Source organism: Hymenobacter sp. 15J16-1T3B (assembly GCF_020711235.1).
Classification (GTDB): Bacteria; Bacteroidota; Bacteroidia; order Cytophagales; family Hymenobacteraceae; genus Solirubrum.
In genome coordinates, this window is the sequence record NZ_JAJFAV010000002.1 from 347018 (window position 1) to 366948 (window position 19931).

Consider the following 19931-nt stretch of genomic DNA (forward strand, 5'->3'; position numbering starts at 1 on the left):
CGGCCAGCAGAAACTCGGTGCGGCGCAGGGCCTTGCTGTTCTTCAAAAACCGCTGCAGGCCGCCCTGTTTGGGCCGGGCCAGCAGGTTGATGCGCTGAATGTGCCGCTCGTTGGCCTGCAAAAACGCCTCCCGCCCGTGCAGCAGGGCGTGGTTATCGGCCAGCACAATGTCGCCGCTCAGCCAGCGGTGGGTGTAGAACACCTCCGGGGCGTACAGGGCCTGCTGCAGCTCCTGAATCAGCGCGGCCTGCTCCTCGGCCGAGGCGCCCAGCACTTCCACCGACACCGGGTTCAAATCGTGCACCGGCTCGGCGAAGCGCAGGGTGGTTTCGCCCGTAACGGGGTGGGGCTGCACCAGCCGCTGGGTGATGACGCCGCCGTAGTGCACGATTTTCTCGGTGCGGTAGCGCAGCGTAGCTTTTTCCCAGCGCCGCAGCTGCTCGGGCCGGGCGCGGGCCAGCGTGCGGGTGGTGTCGGCGAAGGTGGTGCCGCCGTGGTCCTCAGGCCGCGGGGCCAGCAGGCACTGAAAGAAAATCAGGTGAGGAATCTTGCCGACGAAGGCGCCGTCCCAGTGCAGGGGCACGGCCGCCGGGGTGTAGAGGTAATTCTTAGCGTCGACCTTCACCTTCAGCTCGTTGATGGCGCCGAAGGGCCACTGCAGCGGCTCGCCGAGTTGCTGGGCGTAGAGGGCAAACTGCGGCTTGTCGAACAGCTCGAACCCGCGGAAGATGAGGATGCGGTGCTCCTGCACCCAGGCGTCAATCTGCGCGGCCGGAAGCTCGGCAATGGTGCGGCCCGGCGCGGCGGCGCGTACGAGCAGGCCGAAGGGCTGTTGGGGTTCGAGGGTGTAGGCGGACATCGGGCAAAAGGCGGTTTAGCCGCCGGGTAAAAGTGGGCGGGGCCGGTGGGGTTATTGGTTGATAATTCAGCCGCAATGGTTAAGAATTAGGACTGGATACGATGTGGCAAGTCGCATACGCCCGCTAGGTTACTATCCGGCATCAGCACGCGAGATGCCTCTACTTCGCTCGGCATGACGGTTACGGAGCCACAAAATGACTCGGCCGCCCGTCCTGTTCCACCAATTCGGCGCCTAACTCTTCAGCCTGCTGCCGCTTCAGGAGCACGTAGTCGTCGGCGCGCAGCAGCACCACGCCGTGCCAGGGGGTAAGCCAGTTGTCCTCGGCCCGGGTGATGCGCAGACCGATTTTGTCGGAGTGCGGGTGCTGGGGGTGGATGCTCAGGCGCAGCGCGTGCGGAAACTCCTGGGCCAGCAGCCGCGTCCAGGCGTTGCTGCGGCGGATGACCTCGTAGGCCACCGCCTTGCTTTCCTCCTTCACCCGGCTCTTGCTTTTCGCCGGCGCCAGCGCCAGTGCGTCCTCGCTCACGAAGCGGTGAATGCCGTTGAACAAGGCCTGCTGGTGGGCCGATTCACGCACCCGTTGCCGCAGCTCGTCCAGGGGCTCGGCGTACTCGGCCGTAATCCAGGCGCGGGCCGCGTCGAAGTCGACGGTGTCGATGAGGTCTTCGAGGTTGACCACGTCCAAGTCGCGGGTGCCGAGCCGTTCGATGAGCTGCTTCAGGGCCGCGTTGTAGGCCGATACTTCCGCGTCGCTGACCTGCACCAGGTCGGCAAAGACGCGGCCGTCGGCGCAGATGCTCAGGCGGGCACCGGGCGCGTACACCTGCCGGATATCGTCGCAGAGGGCCTGCAGGGTAGTCAGGGCTATTTCCTCGCCCAGGTCGGGCAGCGGGCCCAGCACCTTCTGCCGGTTCGGCGACTTGGCCGGGAAAGCCGGCAGAATCATATGAATCGGCTGCTGCTGGCTGATGAAGTACTGCAAGCGCGGCAAGTGCAGGCCCAGGCACTGCGCGCAGGGCTCATCGGCGCAGCCGAGTGAGTGCGTGGCCTCGTCGCCCGCCAGCACTTTGCGGCGCAGCATGACGAGCTTGATGATCTGCCGGGCCTGGTCGAAATCGGCCGGGGCCAGCTGCAAGAACTGCTCGACCACTTGGCTGACCTGCCCGAGCAGCAGTGGGGCCAGCAGGCTGCCGAGCTGGGGCGCGGCCACGCCCAGGCCGGCGCTGACGAGGTCGAGGGCCTGCTGGGTGGCCGCGCCGTCGGGGCTGCGGTCGAGCAACGCCAGCAGCAGCACGCCCCAGTGCGCGGCGTAGAGCGAGCGGGCCAGGGCCGGCTGCAAATCGGGCGCGGGGGCATCGGTGGCGCCCTGCACCACGGCTTCCAGCAAGGCCAGCCCGCGCAGGCGGATGCTTTCAGTGTCGGGGCTGAGCACGCCGGCGGGCGCCTCGGCGTCGAGCAGGGACGCGGCCAGAGCGCGCAGGGTAGGGCGGTGCGGGGCCAGCAGCCGCAGCTTCAGTTGCAACAGGGCTCGAAACCGCTCGGCCAGCGAGGCGGCGGGCAGGTCGGCGGCGCGGGCTTCCAGCTCGTCGTGGATGCGCTGGTAGAGCCCGAGCACGAAGTCGGTTTTCGAACCGAAAAAGCGGTAGACCTCGGCCAGCGGCAGCCCGGCGGCAGCGGCAATGTCGGCCACGGCGACGGAGTGGTAGCCGCGCTCGGCGAAGAGGCGCAGGCCGGTGTCGAGCAGGCGGCGCCGTGCGGTGGCGGCCGCGCGGTAAGCGGAGGCGGGCGGGGTCAAAACAGCAATGCGGATACGGGGACCGAAACGGTACCCCAATATCCGCATTACTTGGTGCTTGGCGGGCGGCGTGGGAAGGAAAACGCCCGGGCGAAGCGGCTTACGAAACCGTCAGCGTTGATTTCTGGGGAAAAGAAGCGTCGAGCAGGGCGCCCAGGTTCAGGGCCTTGTGGCGGGCTTCTTCGGCCTTGGGGCCGGCAAAATTCTCCTGCACGGCGGCGTCAAACAAGGTCAGCCAGCGCCGAAACTTGGGGCCTTCCAGCGGCAGGCCCAGGTCGCTGGAGGAAGCTTGCCCGCGGCCCGACTTAGGACCGAACAGGGCCGTGCTCCAGAAGTTGTAGAGCGTGAAGAGGTGGTGCGGCCAGTGTACGCGGGCCACCGCGTTGAACGCGGGGCTAAGCACTTCATCCTGATTGACTTTCTCGCAGAACGTATCCACGAGCGTTTTCACGTCGGCTTCCCGCGTGATGTCGGTAAGAGCGGAGGCTGGAGCGGTTGTCATAGAGCGAATGAGCTGGGGACCGGGATACGGCCGCGGTGAGGAACAGGTTGGGCTAAGATAGCGCAAACGATTGCGCGGCCAAATGATTCTTATCATTTAACCTTGATTATCAGGGTTAATTACGAGGAAAAAAGTTTCCCTCCGCGCAAATACGGGTACACAAAAACGGCCCGACCGGGCAGGTCGGGCCGTTTGGCAAGGCCGCCCGCCGGGGGCGGTGCCTAGCGGATGCGCGTCAGGCGCAGGTGGTCAATCATGGCCTGGTTGACCTCCCCGTTCATGTTCTCGTTGCTCGCTTCCAAGGCCAGCTCGAAGGTGTACGTGCCGGCGCTGAGGGTGGTAAACACGGGGTTGGAGTAGCCCCAGTCTGACCACTCGTCGACGCCGCGCTGGGGCAGCACCACCGCGCCGAGGGCCCGGTTGTTGGCCTTCAGCGTGCGCAGCGCGCACTTGTTGCTGGTGTTGATGGGGCCGTTGCCGTTGGCGTAGCGGAAATCCAGGGCGTAGAGGCCGCCGGCGGGCACCACCACCTGCAGCTTGAGGCGCGGGTTGCGCGTCTTGCTGACTTCGACGAAGCCCTGGCCGGTGAAGCCCTTGTAGGGCAGCCTGGCGGCCGGCGCAAATGCCTCGGCTTGCACCACGCGCTGAAACTTGGCCGCGCCCACCGGCAGCGGCTCCGAGGCAAAGCTCTCGTAACCCGCCGCGTCGACGGCCACCACCTGGTACTCGGCGTAGGCGGCGGTGGGCGCCGGTGCGAAGCTGGTTTCGGTGCTGCGGGCGGCAAACTCGCCGTTGCGCAGCACCACGTAGGCCTGGGCGCCGGCCACCGGGCCCCAACTGAGCCGGCCGTTCTGGTAGCGCACGGCCGGCGTCATGGGGGCCACGTGGTGAGCCACTTTGTGCTGGCCGGCCGCCGCGGGTGCTTCGCCGTTCAGCTCGATGCGGATGCGGTGGTGGCCGCTGAGGTTGGCCGGCACCAGGGCGCCCGGCAGCGGTTTGTCGTCGAGGGTGATGTCGGCAATGCGGTTGCCGAAGCCCGTCATTTCGATGTCGAGCGTGGCCCAGCGGTGGCGGAAGCCGGTGAGGCGGCGCGTGCCCTGCAGGGCCTGCGGCACGAAGGGCCGGAACACCAGCCCGTCGGCCTGCCAGTCCATGCCGAACAGGCCGCGGTACACCAGCCCGAGCGCGCCCGACAGGCTCCAGAGCATCACCGAGCTGTTGACCTGGGTGCCGGCGAAGTCGCCGTTGGAGGCCACGAAGTTTTCCTTGTTGGTCAGAAACAGCGCCGCCGGCCGGGCCACGGCCATCAGGCTTTCCAGGTAGGCCTGCTCGTTGCCCACCTTGGCGGCGGCCAGGCCCCAGTAGCTCTGCACGAAGGGCCACACGGCGTTGTTGTGGTAGGGCGGGATGCCCGGTGTCTGCGGGTAGATGCACGAAATGCCGTAGTCCATTACCGGCGTATTAGCCACCACCGCGCGGCTGCGTTGGGCATCGGCCACGCCGAAGAGTACCGTCAGCGCCTCGCCCAGGGCCTCGGCGCGCGGCGAGAGGACGGGTGCCAGGCGGCCGTAGCGATACTGGCCGTAGTAGCCTTTATCGTTTTGCCAGAGGTAGTCGTTCATGGCCTGCCGGATGGCGGCGGCCTGCTGCCGGTGCTTGGCGCCAACTTCCTCTTGGCCCAGGCGCTCGGCCATCAGGGCCAGCACCTGGTTGGCCTGGTAGTGCACGGCGTTGGTGCCCAGGTTCAGGCTCTGGTAAATGTCGACCGGCTGCATCCACTTCGGGTAGGTCTGCTCGCGCCAGTCCAAAAACGACGACTCGCCGCGCATCAGCCCGCTGCTCGGGTCCAGGGCGTTGAGCAGGTCGTCTTCGAGGCTCTGTTTGATGATGGGGTACACCTGGCGCAGCCAGATTTCGTCGCCGGTGGACTTGTACACCTCCCAGGCGGCCACGGCCCAGATCATGCGGTCGGTAGACACGGGGTAGGCCCCGCCGGTACCGGTGTCCTGGATGATGCGCCCGTCCGCCGTGACCTTGCGCAGCAGGCTGTTCATGGCCACTTTGGGTTGAATAGCGGCCTGCGCCAAGATGATGGAGTAGCTGATGTCGCGCGTCCACACGCCCGCCCACGATTCGCCGGTGCGGAAGGTGCTGTCGGGCTCCACGGCGCGCTTGGCTTCTTCCAGGGCTAGGTTGTAGAGGGCGTCGAACAGCGGGTAATCCGACTGGTACTGCGGCAGTCCGGACACGTCGAGGCTGGCTTTCCAGCGCTGGGCGGTGGTTTTCTGGTCGGCGTGGGCGTTGAGCACCACGGTGGTTTCGTAGATGCCGTTGCCGTCGGGGTCGGTCAGCTCCAGCCCGGGCTTGTTGCCGAGGTTGTCGAAGTCCCAGCTCAGCGGGGCGGTGTTGCCGGCCACGAACACGTGCTTGAGGTCCTGCTGGTAGAGCTTCTGCCCGTTGTAGAGCTGGTAGTAGCCCTGCTTCTTAAAAGCGGCCAGCACCGGGCGCAGGTCCAGCCGGATTTTCAGCGGGGTGTTGGGCGCTAAGTACGTCTCGGCCGGCACCGGCGTGCGGTCCACCGACTGCTGCCCGAACACGATGAGCGGCGTTTCCAGCGCGGCGCCGCCCGGGCGCGGCAGGGCCACGAACACGTGGTCCTGGCCGGGCTGCATCTCGTTGTCCTTGCCGTTGAGGCTGAACTTAAAGCTCACCTGCGGGCTCTGAAAGGCGTTGGCCGGGCTCTGGTAGTTCGAAGTCAGCTCGGTGCGCGAGAGGGCGCGGGCCGTGAACGTGCCCTGCACCACGGAGTCGCGAAACACGGTGTAAGCGGCCGATTGCCACACCGGGCCGGTCGGCGCGGGCGGGGGCGTAGGAAGGGCGGCAGCGGGTTGGGTGGTCGATTTCGGCATCTGGCAGGCACCCGCCGCGAGCAGCGGCACCAGCAGCAGGCGCAGCGGGAAAAACGGACTACAAAGCATAAACAAGCGGCGCAAGAAAAGCTGCCGTGAAGCTACGCAACGCCGCCGGCTCCGGCCACCGCGGGCGCTGCGGCAGCCCCGGCCGGCGCTGGGGAGTGACCCAACTTTTACCCTCGGGCCGGAATGCCCGTAAGCTTCTGCAGCAATCCATTCACCTGATTCTTTCCGCTATGGCTTCTTCCTCGCCTTTCTGGCAAACCCTCGGCCTCGGCGCCGTGGCCGGCATGCGCTCCATGACGGCTCCGGCCCTGCTCAGCAGCGCCCTGCGCCACCACCCTTCCGGCCGCCTGGCCCACTCGGCCCTGAGCTGGCTGCAGTCGAAAGGCGCGGCCACCACCCTGAAAGTGCTGGCCGGCGCCGAAATGGCCAGCGACAAGCTCCCGAACATGCCCGACCGCACCGCGGCGCCCGTGCTGGCCGGCCGCGCCCTGTCCGGGGCCCTGGTGGGGGCGGTGCTCTACAAAACCAACCGCGGCAGCCTGCTCAAAGGCGCCGCCGTGGGCAGTCTGGGCGCCGTGGCCGGCTCCTTCGCCGCCTTGTATCTGCGCAAGCTCACGTCCAGCAAAACCCCGCTGAAAGAGCCCTGGGCCGGTTTCCTCGAAGACGCCCTGACCGTGGCCACCGGCAAAGCCGTGCTAAGCAGCCACCAGCCGGGGCACTGAGTGTAGTTTGTGAGTTAAGGAGGGTAGGAGTTTGTGAGTGGATGAAAAGAGCGTCATCCTGAGCGTAGCGAAGGACCTTGCTCGCACCCCGCTCCGCTGCTACCTACAACGAGCAGACGCTTTTAGGGCGTTGTTGAAAGACGAAAGCGCAGTCACCACGGCCCAGACAATTGGGCGTCGGTGGCTGCGCTTTTCAGTTGGTGCAGGGCGCGAGCAAGGTCCTTCGCTACGCCCAGGATGACGTACTATTTTAGTCACGCATCCACAATCTACCCTTCCAGCCAGCGGCGGAATTCGGGTGTTTGGGCCGTGCTGGTGGTCAGCGTGGCGGCGGGCAGGGGGCGCAGCTTCACCAGCAGGCGGTTGTTGAAGTAGGGTTCCACCTTCTCCACGAAGCTGATGTTGACCAGCTCCGAGCGGTTGAGGCGGCCGAACTGGGCCGGGTCGAGCTGGCGCTCCAGTTCGGTGAGCGTGCCGGTGAGCGGGTGGCGCGTGCCCTGCCGGTCGATGGCGAAAACCAGGCCCTCGTCGGCCTGCAGGTACACCACGTCCTCCACCGGCAGGATGTAGAGGCTGTTGCGCTGGCGCACCGAGAAGCGCTGCTTGTAGGCGGGCAGGGCGGGGCGCATGGCCTGCGTGAGCTGGGCCAGCACCTCGGCGCTGAGGCCCCCCGCCGGGCCGGCGGCCGGGGCCAGGCTGCGGCGCAGCTGGTGGTACTTGTCGAGCGTCTGCGCGAACTGCTCGGCGGTGAAGGGCTTGAGCAGGTAGGCAATTCCGTTGCCGCGGAAGGCCGGCAGCAAAAACTGGTCGTAGGCCGTCACGAAGATGATGGGGCAGGTCACCGGCACCTGCTGGTAGAGGGCAAACACGTTGCCGTCGAGCAGCTCAATGTCCGAGAAAATCAGGTCGGGCATGGGGTTGGCGGCAAACCAGGCCAGGCCCTTGGCAATGCTGCGCACCACCTGCACCACCCGGGCCGCCGGGTCGTGAGCCGTCAGGTACTGCACCAGCTGCCGCGACGACAGCTCTTCGTCTTCGATAACGAGCACGTTCATGGGCTACGACGCAATTAGGGCCGCCGGCTGCGCGGGCAGCAGCGGGGCCGTCACGGTAAAAAACTCGTCGCGCTGCACCTGCAGCTCCTCGTCGGCCAGCAGGCGGTACCGCTCGCGCAGGTTGCGCAGCCCGGTGCCCGTCGAGTCGACGGCCGTGCGCTTGGGGGCCACGCGGTTGCGCACCGTCAGGGCTGCGGGGTGCACGTCCAGCGTCACCAGCAGGGGCACGTCGTCGCCGCCGCGGTTGTGCTTGATGACGTTTTCGATGAGCACCTGCAGCGTGCCGGGCACCACCAGGCGGGTGTGCAGCTCGGCCTGCGGGGCGTGCAAGGTGGTCTGGAAATCGTAGGCCTGCCCGAAGCGGTGGCGCAGCAGGTAGATGTACTCGTCGGCGAAGCGCAGCTCTTCTTCCAGCGGCACCAAGTCCACGTCGCGGTGGCGGATGAGGTAGCGGTAGAGCGAGGAAAAGCAGCTCAGGAAGTGGCTGGCCTCCTCGCGGTCCTGCTGAATGAGGGCGTAGAGGATGTTGAGGTTGTTGAACAGAAAGTGCGGGTCGATCTGGGCGCGCAGGGTTTTCAGCTCGCTTTCGGCCTGAGCCTTCTGCACGCGCAGCAGCCGGTGCTGGGCGTCGAAGTAGCTTTTGCCCAGCATCAGCACGCCCAGCACGCCGTAGCTGCGCCCGTGCTGCATTACGGCCCAAATCATGCGCAGAAAGGAAAAGTGGCCGAACTCGTTGTTCAGCAAGGCGTTGTAGCCGAAGAAGTACAGCAGCCCGCTGCCCACAAAAAAGGCGAAGAAGGCCAGCAGCCCGCCGAGCAGGTGCCGGCCGCTGATGAGCTGCCGCAGAATCACGAACACCAGCACGTACACGGCCGCCGTGTCGAGCACGATGGTGTAGAGGATGGTGGGCAGGCCCACCCGCCAGCCGTACTGCACCACGTAGCCGTAGCCGATGAGGGGGCCCGCCAGCAGCCAATACACCGCCATAACGCGGAAATCGGAGGCGCGGAGACGATTGAGGGAAAAGGCGGGCACAGCAGCAAAAAGCAAACGGGAAAGGCGGAGCCCCGGCCGGAGCCGCGGCAAACCAGCCCCAAAGTACGGCCTATTTGCGGGCTACGGGCCGCACGGACCAGCCGGGAAACAGTCCGGCCAAAGCCCGCAGACACCTCTTGCACAGCGTCGGGCTTTGGCCGGAATGGTAGCGTAATAACTGTGTTGGTAACTAGATAACCGGAACGTGTAGGAATGGTGCCGCGAAGATGGGCGGCCGGGCGACTAGACCCCAGCGGCAACCGGCGAAGGCACCGAAATTTCCATCGAACCCCGCGAAATCGAGCACGAACCAAGCCGCCCTAGCGCCGGGCCGCAACGGCCTCCGCGGCGGCTTCCGGCTCCGCGGCGGGCGCCTTGCGCCGCCCGCCGAGCACCACCAGCATCACCGCCAGCACGATGAGCGCGGCCCCGCCGCTCATCTGCGGGTTCAGCGGCTCGCCGCCCACGGCCTGGCCCAGCAGCACCGCCACCACCGGGTTGACGAAGGCGTAGGTACCCGCCAGCGCCGGCTCCACGGTGCGCAGCAGCCAGATGTAGGCCGAAAACGCAATCCAGGAGCCGAACACCACCAGGTAAACCAACGCCACCCAGGGCCGCCAGCCGATGCCGTCGAGGTGAAACTGCGCCGCCTCGCCGTGCAGCAGCCCGGCCAGCGTCAGGAAAACCCCGCCGCAAAGCATCTGCATGCCTACGCCCAGAAAAGGCGAGCCGCCCACCGGCTTCTGCTTCGACACCAACGAGCCCACCGACCACATGAAGGAGGCGCCCAGCACGATGGCCACGCCCAGCGCCGGGTGTCCCGGAATGAGCACCGGCGCCGCGTTTCGGGCGCTGGCCAGCAGATACAGTCCGCCCAGGCCCAGCGTCAGGCCGGCCGTTACGGGCAGGTTGGGCCGGGCCGAGATGCCGCTCAGCCAGCCGAGCACGGCCAGAAACATGGGCACCGAGGCCACCAGCAGCGCGGCCATGCCCGAGGGAATGTACTGCTGCGAGAAGGTGGTGCCGCCGTTGCCGAACAGCAGCAGGCAAAAGCCTACTGCGGCCGCGCGGCCCCAGTCTTGGCGGGTGGGGGCGGGGCCGCCGCTCAGGCGCACGGCCGCAAACTGCACGCTGCCCGCCACCAGAAAGCGCATGCCCGAGAGCAGCAAGGGTGGCCAGGCCGCCAGCGCGGTTTTGGTGGCCAGGTAGGTCGAGCCCCAGATCAGGTAAATGGCCAGCAGCGCCGCGCCGATAAGCAAAGGCGCCGGGCGGGCTGGGGAAGAAGCAACGGAAGTAGACATGGCAAAATCAGGGGCCGGCGCGTCGGGTGGGCCGTGAAAAGGCCACGCCGGCGCAAACGGCCGCGCAAAGGACCGAAAGAAAAAACTCAGGCCGCGTGCTGCTGCCGGTACTGCTGCGGGGTGAGCTGCAGCGCGGCCTTGAACAGGCGCCCAAACGCGCTGGGCGAGGCAAAGCCCACCTGCGCGCTGATGACCTGCACCGGCAGCGCCGACTCGGTGAGCAGGGTGCGGGCCCGCGCCAGCCGCAGGCCGGTGGCGTATTCGTGCGGGGAGAGGCCAAACAGCTGCCGGAAATGCCGCAGCAGGTGGTTTTTCGACAGCATGCCGGCCCGGGCAATGTCCTCCAACGTCAGGACCTCGGCGGGCGCCTCGTCGATGAATTCCTTGGCCACGTACAGCCGCCGGCAGATTTCCAGCCGGGTGCTGCGCTTGACGGCCGCCAGCCGCTCGGCGCTGCGCGCGAGGTGGCGCTGGTGCAGCCCGAGCACGGCGCTGAGCACGGCGTGCAACTGCTCCTCCAGCTCCAGGGCGGTGAAGGGCCGCTGGGCCAGCGCCTGCTGCAGCCCGCGCAGCCGCTGGCGCAGGGCCGGCGGGGCAGCGTGCAGTTGCTCGAAAAACCACACCTCCGGCGTCGCAGCGGCCCAGGGGGTGGCGAGCAGCAGCTCGTCGGAAGCGCGGTGGGCGGCGGCCACGTCGGCCACCAGCTGCGGGTCGAAGTAAATAGCGAAGGAGTGCACCCACTCCTCGGAGCGAATGGCGCTGGCGTAGGGCTGCCCGGCGTTGACGATGAGCAGCTGCTCGGGCGCCACCGTCACGGGCCGCTGGCGCAGGTAGTAGGTTTCGAGGCCGCGGAAGGTGCATTTCAGCGACAGGCGGTCGGCGTAGCTGGGCCACACGCAAAACTTGCACTGCGAGTCGAGCACGGTGCTGCCGGCGGCGGGCAGGCGCTGAAACTGCGCGAATTCCTGGCGCGACTGGGCTTCGGTTTCGACGGTGGAGCGAATGTACATGGCGGGCACAAGCGGGTTCTGACAACCAAAGACGCAGAAGCCCGCCCGCGGGGCTATGCCGAAAACACTTTTTTCGCGCCGGCTCCGCAGTATCTTCCCGGCATGAGCTTTCAGAATCAAGTCGTGTGGGTTACGGGCGCTTCGGCCGGCATCGGCGAGGCCCTGGCCCGGGCGTTTGCCCAGGCCGGCGCCCGCCTCGTGCTGTCGGCCCGCAACGAAGCCGATCTGCAGCGCGTGGCCGCCGCCTGCGCCCCGGCCGAGGTGCTGGTCGTGCCGCTCGACCTGGCCAACGCCGCCAGCCTGCCGGCCAAGGCCGCGCAAGTCCTGGCCCATTTCGGCCGCCTCGACGTGCTGGTGAACAACGGCGGCGTGAGCCAGCGCAGCCTCGCGCTGGAAACCGCACTGGAGGTGGACCGCCGCCTGATGGAGGTGAATTACTTCGGTACGGTGGCGCTGAGCAAGGCCGTGCTGCCGCAGCTGCTCCGCCAGGGCCGCGGGCGCATCGTCACCATCAGCTCCTTGGTGGGCAAGTTTGGCACGCCCTACCGCTCGGCCTACGCGGCCAGCAAGCACGCCCTGCACGGCTTTTTCGACTCGCTGCGGGCCGAACTGCGCGGCTCGGGCGTGGGCGTTACCATGCTGTGCCCGGGCTTCATTCGCACCGGCGTGTCGGTGAATGCGCTGACCGGCGACGGGCGCGCCCTCGGCACCATGGACGAAGCTACCGAGAAAGGCTTGGCGCCGGCCGAATTTGCCCGCCGGGCGCTGCCGCTTATTGCCCGCGGCGAAAACGAAGCCTACATTGGCGGCCGGGAAACCCTGGGCGTGTACCTGAAGCGCTTTGCGCCGGGCCTGTTCGCACGGTTTCTGACGCGGGCCAAGGTGCGATAATAAGACGGGCTGGTTGGTAACTGCTATTACTAGTTGCTTCTTTAAAACTGGTAAGTATGTTTACTGCCGTTGCCTCATTTGTGAATAATACGTTGCCTTAGCGTTGCGGCAACGCGACAGTAGGCCTAATTCGGCAAAAGCGGAGCCTTGGCGCAGCCCCGGTGGCCGGCGCGGTGTATTTTTCGCCATGCGTTTTTCCCCTGCTTTTTCCGCGCTCCGGGTGGCCCTGGGCGCCCTAGCCGTGCTGGCCCTGCCGCGCCTCGGTGCCGCCCAATTGCTGCAAGCCAAGCCCGCCTTCACCCGTGCCGACTCGCTGCGCGGCACGCTCACGCCGCTGCGCAGCTGCTACGACGTCAACTACTACCACCTCGACGTCAAGCTGGATATCGGGCAGAAGGCCATCAGCGGCTCCAACCTGTTTCGCTTCACGGCCACCCAGGACTTCACCCGGCTGCAGTTCGATTTGTTTGCCAATCTGAAGGTGGAGCGCGTGGCGTACAAGGGCCAGCCGCTGCCCTTCACCCGCGAGGCCAACGCCGTGTTCGTGACCTTCCCGCAGCCCATCCGGCAGGGCAGCCGCGACGAATTCACCGTGTATTATTCCGGCAACCCCACCATTGCCGAGCGGGCGCCCTGGGACGGCGGCTTCGTGTTCACGGAGCACGGTCCGGGCCAGCCCTGGGTAGCCACGGCCTGCCAGGGCGTGGGCGCCAGCATCTGGTGGCCCACCAAGGACCACCAGTCCGACGAGCCCGACAGCATGATGATCAGCGTGACGGTGCCCAAGGGGCTGACGGACGTGTCGAACGGGCGCCTGCGCAAAACCACCCAGCTCAAGGGCAACCTCACGCGCTTCGACTGGGCCGTTTCGAACCCCATCAACAACTACGACGTGGCCCTGAACGTGGCGAACTACGCGCACATCAGCGACGCTTATCAGGGCGAGAAGGGCCGGCTGACCCTGGATTATTGGGTATTGCCCGAAAACGTGGACAAGGCCAAAAAGCAGTTCGGGGCCAACGTGAAGCCCATGCTCAAGGCCTTTGAGTACTGGTTTGGGCCCTACCCGTTCTACAAAGACGGCTACAAGCTGGTGGAGACGCCGCACCTGGGCATGGAGCACCAAAGCGCCGTGGCCTACGGCAACAAGTACCTCAACGGCTACCTGGGCCGCGACCTGTCGGGCACCGGCTGGGGCACGAAATGGGACTTCATCGTGGTGCACGAAAGCGGCCACGAGTGGTTCGGCAACAACATCACCTCGAAGGACATTGCCGATATGTGGATTCACGAGTCGTTTACCAACTACTCGGAAAGCCTGTTTGCCGAAACGCACTACGGCAAGCCGGCCGGGCTGGAGTACCTGCACGGCCTGCGGCGCGTCATTCAGAACGACCAGCCCATCATCGGGCCCTACGGCGTGAACCGCGAGGGGTCGGGTGATATGTACCCCAAGGGCGCCAACCTGCTGGGCATGGTGCGCACGGTGATAAACGACGACGCGAAGTGGCGGCAGATTCTGCGCGGCTTGAACCAGCAGTTCTACCACCAGACCGTGACGACCGAGCAAATCGTGGGCTACCTCAACCAGCAGAGCGGCCGCGACCTGACCAAGGTGTTCGACCAGTACCTGCGCCACCCCAACATACCGACGCTGGAGCTGCGCTTCGACCCGGAGGGCCGCCCCGTGGCCCGCTGGATTGCCGACGTGCGCGGCTTCGACATGCCCGTGCGCCTGCGCACCAAGGGCGGCGAATGGCGCCTGGTGCAGCCCACCACCACGTTTCAGCCCCTTGAGCTGCCGGGCCTGACCAAGGACAACCTGGAAGTCGACACGTTCAATTACTACATCGGTGTGCTGGTGGAGTAGGGGCGCCGTACGTTTGCGCCCTGTTTCATCCCATCCCGTTTTTATGATTCGCATTGTAGCCCTGCTCGTCCTGGGTTTCGTCGCCCGGGTGGTCCAGGCGGGCGCCGGTTTCGCCGACCTCAAACCCGGCCCCCACGCCGTCGGCTTCCGCGTGGTGCAGCAGTACGACTACACCCGCTCGTACCGCGACAAAACCGACCTGGTCACCGGCAAGCCCTACGCCGGGGAGCGGGCCCGGCCCGTGCAGACGCTGGTGTGGTACCCGGCGCAAAAAGGCGGCACGCCCGTCCGCTACGCCGATTACATGCGCACCGAGGCCACCGACGAAACCTTCAGCCGCCCCGAGGCCGAGCTGACGGCCTACCTGGAAAGCCGCCGCCAGTGGGCCACGGCCCGAATCGGGGCCAAAGCCGCCCAGGCCATGCTGGAGCAGCGCATGTGGGCCGTCTCGAACGCCCAGCCCGCGGCGGGCAAGTACCCGGTGGTCATCTACGCGGCCGGGGGCGGCGGGGCAGCCCACGAAGCAGCCGACTTCTGCGAGTACCTCGCCAGCCAGGGCTACGTGGTACTGGCCAGCCGCAGCCTCGGCACGCGCACGTATCTGATGAACTTCGACGCGGAAGGTCTCGACACCCAGGCCCGCGACATCCGCTTCCTGCTCGCCTACGCCCAGTCGCTGCCCCAGGCCGACGTCAGCCACGTGGCCGCGGTCGGCTGGAGCTGGGGCGGCCTGGCCAACGTCCTGGCCGCGTCCCAGGACAGCCGCATTTCGGCGTTGGTCAGCTTCGACGGCACCCAGTACTCCGACGACACTAAAGCCGTAATCCGCAACCGGCTGACCGTGCCGTGGCTGTACGTGCAGCGCCGGCCCGGCTCCGTGCGAGAGCTGGCGGCCGCCGAGATGGAAACCGCCGGCATCCTGCTCAACGAGGCCAAGTACGCCGACCTCTACCACGTGGTGATGAACCCGATGGAGCACGTCGACTTTTCGTCGGCGGCGCTGCGCGTGGCCCAGCCGGCGCACTTCACGGAGTACTCGCAGGCTGAAGTCGAAGCGGCTTACCACTGGAGCTGCCGCTACGCCCTCGAATTTCTCAACGCCACGCTGAAAGGCGCTGCCGCCGGCCGCCAGTTTCTCGACCGCACGCCCGCCCAAAACGGCGTGCCCGCCCACACGGCTCTGTTTTACCACCTGCCCGCCTATACCGGCCCGGTGCCCACCCAGGCCGGCTTCGCGGCTGCGCTGGCCCAGCAGGGTTTCGGCAAGGCCCTGGAAATCTACCGCCGCCTGCAGCAGCAGGAACCTAAGTTTAGCCTTGCGGAAGGCGCCCTCAACTCCTGGGGCTACCAGCTCATGCGCGACGCCCACGATTTGCCCGCCGCCCTGGCCATCTTTCGCCTCGGCACCGAGGTGTACCCCAACGACGCCAACCTCTTCGACAGCCTCGCCGAGGCCGAGGAAAACAACCACGATACGGCCGCGGCCATGCAGCACTACCGCCGCTCCCTGGAGCTAAACCCGGGCAACACCAACGCCCAGCAGCGGCTGAAGGCGCTGAGCGCCGCCGGGCAGTAGCCAGAACCGCGAGAGACGGGGAAGAATAGAACGAAAGAAAAAGTCCGTCATCCTGAGGCGTAGCCAAGGACCTTCCTCAAACCCTGCACCAACCAAGAAGCGCAGCCACCAACGCCCAATTGTTCGGGCCGTAGGGGCTGCGCTTTCTTATGCTCTAAAGTCAGCGTCTGCACGCTGGTATCACCGGTGGTGCAGGGTGGGAGGAAGGTCCTTGGCTACGCCTCAGGATGACGAGGTAAACAACGGCGGCCCAAACCTGCGCCTGTACACCACTTGCTAACCTTTCCCGGCCCGCGCCGGTTTTCCCTTACGGCGCTGGGCATTCTGCCTTACCTTTGCCCGCAGCGCTTCATCAACCCGACTTTCAGCATGAACCAATACGACGTTACCGTCATCGGCTCCGGCCCCGGCGGCTACGTGGCGGCCATCCGCTGCGCCCAGCTCGGCTTCAAAACGGCCATCATCGAGAAATACGACACGCTCGGCGGCACCTGCCTGAACGTGGGCTGCATCCCCTCGAAGGCCCTGCTCGACTCCACCGAGCACTTCCACAACGCCGGCCACACCTTCAAGGAGCACGGCATCGAGCTGAGCGACCTGCAGATCAACATGAACCAGCTCATCGACCGCAAAAACGGGGTGGTGAAGGCCAATGTCGACGGCATCCAGTTCCTGATGAAGAAAAACAAAATCGACGTCCTCAAGGGCGTTGGTTCGTTTGTCGACAAGAATCACATCAGCATCACCCCGCGCGAAGGCGGCGAGGCCCAGCAGATCGAGACCAAAAACGTCATCATCGCCACCGGCTCCAAGCCCACGGTGCTGCCGTTCATCGCCCAGGACAAGGAGCGCATCATCACCAGCACCGAGGCCCTGAACATCCGCGAGGTGCCCAAGCACATGATTGTGATTGGCGGTGGCGTCATCGGCCTCGAAATGGCCTCCGTGTACGCCCGCCTCGGCGCCAAGGTGTCGGTGGTGGAGTTCATGGACTCGCTCATCCCGACCATGGACCGTGGCCTGGGCAAGGAGCTTAAGCGCATCCTGGGCAAAATCGGCATCGAGTTCTTCCTCTCCCATAAAGTCACCGGCGCCACCCGCCAGGGCGACACCGTGACGGTAACCGCGACCAACCCCAAGGGCGAGGAAGTGAAGTTTGAAGGCGACTACTGCCTGGTGGCCGTGGGCCGCGTGCCCTACACCGCGGGCCTGAACCTGGAAGCCGCCGGCGTGCAGATGGAAGAGCGCGGCCGCATCAAGGTCGACGAGCACCTGCAAACCAACGTGCCCGGCATCTACGCCATCGGCGACGTGATTCGCGGCGCCATGCTGGCCCACAAGGCCGAGGAAGAAGGCGTGTTCGTGGCCGAGCGCATTGCCGGCCAGAAGCCGCACGTTAATTACCTGCTCATTCCCGGCGTGGTGTACACCTGGCCCGAAGTGGCCGGCGTGGGCTACACCGAAGAGCAGCTCAAGGAAGCCGGCCGGGCCTACAAAACCGGTTCGTTCCCCTTCCGCGCCTCGGGCCGCGCCCGCGCCTCCATGGACCTCGACGGCTTCGTGAAAGTGCTGGCCGACAAGGAAACCGACGAAATCCTGGGCGTGCACATGATCGGCCCGCGCATCGCCGACCTCATCGCCGAAGCCGTGACGGCCATGGAGTTCCGCGCCTCCGCCGAGGACGTGGCCCGCATGAGCCACGCCCACCCGACCTACGCCGAAGCCATGAAGGAAGCCTGCCTCGCCGCCACGGAAAACCGGGCGATTCATATGTAAGTCTGCCGGTCGAAAGGCGGAAATGCAAAAGCGCCCGAAGCTCTAGTAGCTTCGGGCGCTTTTGCGTTTTCACTTAGGCATGTAACCCTCGATTATTAATAATGTGACTGATTCGTGCTTGATACTGCCTAGATGTATATTTCTCTAGCCATTCGAATGCTAATTTTTTGATGTGGTTATTAGGTAGGCTGCTGGTATAATGTATTTCTAGTTTTTTTACCCTGCTAGCAACTTGGTTGGCTTGTTTTGTTAGATCATTTATCCATTCTCGCTCCTTTTTTCTATTTAGGATAGTGTATTTTTCTCTTAATTTATTTACTTCAGATATTTCTTCTATAAGATTGAATATATGTGCAAATATTAATTTTCTGTATGTGTTATATATTTTAAAAAATGTATAATACTGTTCCTCTTTTGTTGATTTAATAATAAGATCTTCTAAGATATCGTAGTAGTCCGTGAAGAAAGAGTGGAATGTAAGTATATAGTTTGAATATGCTGTGCTAATACGGTTATAGTCAGGCGAAGTAATGTGTGTGAGTACAATATTAGCATTGTTATTTTCTTTATAAGCATTAAAGTAACTTTCTTCTGCATCGTGAAACTTATTGAATGCTGTGATTTTGGGAATATTATCTTTTGTTGTTTCTATTAAAAAATAATTATACGTATTTTTATTTTCTATATCTAGCCATTGTTTTCTTACTTGTATATAGTTTTTAGAAAAAATCATGCTCAGTCGTTCGAAATACTTATACTCATTGAGTATCAGTCTTATTTCTAACTTTTCATTTATTGTTAAGAAATTTTTTCTTGATAATAAATAATGAAACCTGGATAATTTATTGCTATTTTTATTTTCTTTTATTTTTGAATCGAATATTAGGTCGGTGATTTCAACTAGAGTTGCCCAATTATGATCAGACTGGTTTCTTATTTGTATTTCAATGATTTTGTCTTTTCCTTTTATTTTTACGTATAGGTGCAATGACTTGTATCCGTCGGCTTGTGGAAGTTGTATATAATCGTTTTCTTTTACTATTTCTGTTAGCGGGTGTTCATAAATGGATTTTCTGAGTTGATAGACTTGGTCATTATTTGCAAGTATACATCTGCATCCTCCTATATCCCACATTCTGCTAAAGCGCATCTCGGGTATGCGTAATAATTTACTTATAATTGATTCGAATCTTTTGGTTCTGTATGTGGAAATTGCAGAACGATTAATCGTTTCAGATAATGAGCATATTATGTTAAAAGTTTGTGATAGGCAGTCCTTGTGGGAGGTTCTGTGATTTTGAAGTAGTTCTAAGTTTTGAGCATCTATCTTGCCATTATTCTCTTTGATCAGTTGTCCAAGACGATCTGTTGCTGATTTTGATAGTGGTGGTGCCATTCAATAATTGATTTCAATGATATTTTGTTGAAAAACGAAAATAATAAAATATTGTGGTTTAAAGATAAAAATCTGACAAATCTTAACGTGCAGCCTTGCTCTCAGCTCTGCATGGGCACAGGGCGGCGGGCAACGGCGCGTCGAGCAGGCTGATGGGACTGGGCAACTGCCGGGCCAGGGGCAGCATGGCGGCGGCCACGCCGGGGCTTAGGCTGCGCCGCCCGGCTTCGATGCTGCGTACCAGCTCGGGCCCCACGGCCAGGTACAGCGCCAGTTCGTCCTGGCGCAAGCCAAACCAGGCCCGAAGGCGGGCCAGCACGTTGGAAGAGGGTTGGGCGCGGCGCGGCATAGCAGCAACATGTTGTACCAGTAAATACCAAAAGAGAAAGATATCGGTACAACAATGGCCGGGGTAGCTGTACCGCTAGTTTAATTTTTTTGTGCTGAGCGGTACAATAGCTCGGATCAGGTGCTGGGTGGTGCTTGGCTGCGCTGCCCGGGTCAGGCCCTGCCGTGCTTAATTTGCCGACGGCTGGGGCGCACGCCCGTTTGCTTTCCACGTCCCACGCCACGCCCGCGCCTTGGTAATGGTGGCGGCCAGCCCGCAGTGGCGTTGGTGGGGAACCGAGCCCGCCTTTTTGCTACCCGTCCAGCGTGTCAACCTTGGCAATATTTGCCTCGCGGCTGCGCAGGCGGATGGTGCACTCGTAACCGCTGTTGACCTGGTCGGCGGGAATGATTTCGCCGGGCAAAGCGGCCTAAGCCTGCGGGAATTCGGCAACCTCGGCGGTCATGGCCCGCAGCAATTTCACCCCGGCGGCGAGGCGGATATGACCGGGCTGCGCCAACTTGATCCGCACTGGCCCACCAACGGCGGGCCCCATGCTGATGCCGCCTGCACGGACTACGCCCACGAAGACTTGTTCGAAGAAGCCCCCGGCGGCCAGCAGCACTTGGCCCGGCGTAAGAATAGCCAACGTCCTCTGGCGCCAGTTCGGCATTTCCTGATTCAGTCTGGTTGGCACAACCCCAAAACCTGCTTCCGTTAACTCACGGCGCGTTTCCTCAAGAAGGTCCACGCCCCCTCGGCCGCCGATTTTGCGCTGCAGATTGGGCTATTTGCCTGCGTGCAGGTCCTCGACCGACTCGGCTTGTAAGGCACTCCGCACCTTGGGTTAGCTAGTCCCCTTGGCGTGGTCGGGTACCCAGACTGCCCTCACGG

Annotated in this window: 14 protein-coding genes and 2 pseudogenes; 6 read left to right on the forward strand and 10 right to left on the reverse strand. The window is 63.5% G+C overall.

What is annotated here, in order from left to right:
• Nucleotides 1-100: 100 nt before the first annotated feature.
• The 4 genes and pseudogenes from LJ737_RS27255 to LJ737_RS04830 all read right to left on the reverse strand — a co-directional run.
• Nucleotides 101-859: pseudogene (locus LJ737_RS27255) on the reverse strand (TauD/TfdA dioxygenase family protein); the annotation flags it as partial.
• 181 nt (nt 860-1040) lie between these two features.
• The gene (locus tag LJ737_RS04820; RefSeq protein WP_227763380.1) at nt 1041-2657 is read right to left on the reverse strand and encodes an L-tyrosine/L-tryptophan isonitrile synthase family protein; all 1617 of its coding nucleotides are present in this window, start codon (nt 2655-2657) and stop codon (nt 1041-1043) included.
• 100 nt (nt 2658-2757) lie between these two features.
• Entirely contained in the window at nt 2758-3159 is a 402-nt protein-coding gene (locus LJ737_RS04825) for a group III truncated hemoglobin (protein WP_227763381.1), read from the reverse strand.
• Between the two features lie 221 nt (nt 3160-3380).
• Nucleotides 3381-6137: an MGH1-like glycoside hydrolase domain-containing protein gene (locus tag LJ737_RS04830; protein WP_227763382.1), complete on the reverse strand. Its 2757-nt coding sequence runs from the start codon at nt 6135-6137 to the stop codon at nt 3381-3383.
• Between the two features lie 170 nt (nt 6138-6307).
• Here LJ737_RS04830 and LJ737_RS04835 point away from each other — a divergent pair, with 170 nt between their 5' ends.
• Entirely contained in the window at nt 6308-6799 is a 492-nt protein-coding gene (locus LJ737_RS04835; RefSeq protein ID WP_227763384.1) for a DUF4126 family protein, read from the forward strand.
• A 269-nt stretch (nt 6800-7068) separates the two neighbouring features.
• Here LJ737_RS04835 and LJ737_RS04840 read toward each other — a convergent pair whose 3' ends face one another.
• From LJ737_RS04840 to LJ737_RS04855, 4 genes are all read right to left on the reverse strand, one after another.
• Nucleotides 7069-7854, reverse strand: coding sequence for a LytR/AlgR family response regulator transcription factor (locus LJ737_RS04840; protein ID WP_227763386.1), 786 nt, complete (start codon nt 7852-7854; stop codon nt 7069-7071).
• Nucleotides 7855-7857: 3 nt separating this feature from the next.
• Nucleotides 7858-8889: a sensor histidine kinase gene (locus LJ737_RS27075; RefSeq protein WP_227763387.1), complete on the reverse strand. Its 1032-nt coding sequence runs from the start codon at nt 8887-8889 to the stop codon at nt 7858-7860.
• Between the two features lie 320 nt (nt 8890-9209).
• The gene (locus LJ737_RS04850) at nt 9210-10190 is read right to left on the reverse strand and encodes an EamA family transporter (protein ID WP_227763388.1); all 981 of its coding nucleotides are present in this window, start codon (nt 10188-10190) and stop codon (nt 9210-9212) included.
• An 86-nt stretch (nt 10191-10276) separates the two neighbouring features.
• A complete protein-coding gene (locus tag LJ737_RS04855) occupies nt 10277-11200 on the reverse strand; it encodes an AraC family transcriptional regulator (protein WP_227763389.1) in 924 nt (307 codons plus the stop codon).
• A 102-nt stretch (nt 11201-11302) separates the two neighbouring features.
• Between LJ737_RS04855 and LJ737_RS04860 the strand changes: the two genes are divergently transcribed.
• The 4 genes from LJ737_RS04860 (at nt 11303) to lpdA (ending at nt 17313) form a co-directional block, all read left to right on the forward strand.
• Entirely contained in the window at nt 11303-12091 is a 789-nt protein-coding gene (locus LJ737_RS04860; RefSeq protein ID WP_227763390.1) for an SDR family oxidoreductase, read from the forward strand.
• A gap of 187 nt (nt 12092-12278) precedes the next feature.
• Nucleotides 12279-13961, forward strand: a complete 1683-nt coding sequence (locus LJ737_RS04865; protein ID WP_227763391.1) for a M1 family metallopeptidase — start codon at nt 12279-12281, stop codon at nt 13959-13961.
• Nucleotides 13962-14004: 43 nt separating this feature from the next.
• The gene (locus tag LJ737_RS04870; protein WP_227763392.1) at nt 14005-15537 is read left to right on the forward strand and encodes a dienelactone hydrolase family protein; all 1533 of its coding nucleotides are present in this window, start codon (nt 14005-14007) and stop codon (nt 15535-15537) included.
• A gap of 369 nt (nt 15538-15906) precedes the next feature.
• Nucleotides 15907-17313 carry a dihydrolipoyl dehydrogenase gene (lpdA, locus tag LJ737_RS04875; RefSeq protein WP_227763677.1) on the forward strand — a complete coding sequence of 469 codons (1407 nt, stop codon included), beginning with the start codon at nt 15907-15909 and terminating at the stop codon, nt 17311-17313.
• A 73-nt stretch (nt 17314-17386) separates the two neighbouring features.
• On the opposite strand, the gene LJ737_RS04880 is transcribed toward lpdA, so the two are convergent.
• Together LJ737_RS04880 and LJ737_RS04885 are read right to left on the reverse strand one after the other, a co-directional pair.
• A complete protein-coding gene (locus LJ737_RS04880) occupies nt 17387-18709 on the reverse strand; it encodes a RelA/SpoT-related domain-containing protein (protein WP_227763395.1) in 1323 nt (440 codons plus the stop codon).
• An 82-nt stretch (nt 18710-18791) separates the two neighbouring features.
• Complete coding sequence (locus LJ737_RS04885) at nt 18792-19058, reverse strand: helix-turn-helix domain-containing protein (RefSeq protein ID WP_227763397.1); 267 nt, start codon at nt 19056-19058, stop codon at nt 18792-18794.
• Between the two features lie 460 nt (nt 19059-19518).
• On the opposite strand from LJ737_RS04885, the pseudogene LJ737_RS27305 reads away from it, so the two are divergent.
• Nucleotides 19519-19866, forward strand: a pseudogene (locus LJ737_RS27305) (IS982 family transposase); the annotation flags it as partial.
• Nucleotides 19867-19931 lie beyond the last annotated feature (65 nt).

Bases quoted from the DNA above. Each gene is read 5' to 3' on its own strand.
- LJ737_RS04825 (WP_227763381.1), bottom strand. From the start codon at position 3,159: ATGACAACCGCTCCAGCCTCCGCTCTTACCGACATCACGCGGGAAGCC.
- LJ737_RS04860 (WP_227763390.1), top strand. From the start codon at position 11,303: ATGAGCTTTCAGAATCAAGTCGTGTGGGTTACGGGCGCTTCGGCCGGC.
- LJ737_RS04865 (WP_227763391.1), top strand. From the start codon at position 12,279: ATGCGTTTTTCCCCTGCTTTTTCCGCGCTCCGGGTGGCCCTGGGCGCC.
- LJ737_RS04835 (WP_227763384.1), top strand. From the start codon at position 6,308: ATGGCTTCTTCCTCGCCTTTCTGGCAAACCCTCGGCCTCGGCGCCGTG.
- LJ737_RS04850 (WP_227763388.1), bottom strand. From the start codon at position 10,190: ATGTCTACTTCCGTTGCTTCTTCCCCAGCCCGCCCGGCGCCTTTGCTT.
- lpdA (WP_227763677.1), top strand. From the start codon at position 15,907: ATGAACCAATACGACGTTACCGTCATCGGCTCCGGCCCCGGCGGCTAC.
- LJ737_RS04830 (WP_227763382.1), bottom strand. From the start codon at position 6,137: ATGCTTTGTAGTCCGTTTTTCCCGCTGCGCCTGCTGCTGGTGCCGCTG.
- LJ737_RS04855 (WP_227763389.1), bottom strand. From the start codon at position 11,200: ATGTACATTCGCTCCACCGTCGAAACCGAAGCCCAGTCGCGCCAGGAA.
- LJ737_RS04870 (WP_227763392.1), top strand. From the start codon at position 14,005: ATGATTCGCATTGTAGCCCTGCTCGTCCTGGGTTTCGTCGCCCGGGTG.
- LJ737_RS04840 (WP_227763386.1), bottom strand. From the start codon at position 7,854: ATGAACGTGCTCGTTATCGAAGACGAAGAGCTGTCGTCGCGGCAGCTG.
- LJ737_RS04885 (WP_227763397.1), bottom strand. From the start codon at position 19,058: ATGCCGCGCCGCGCCCAACCCTCTTCCAACGTGCTGGCCCGCCTTCGG.
- LJ737_RS04880 (WP_227763395.1), bottom strand. From the start codon at position 18,709: ATGGCACCACCACTATCAAAATCAGCAACAGATCGTCTTGGACAACTG.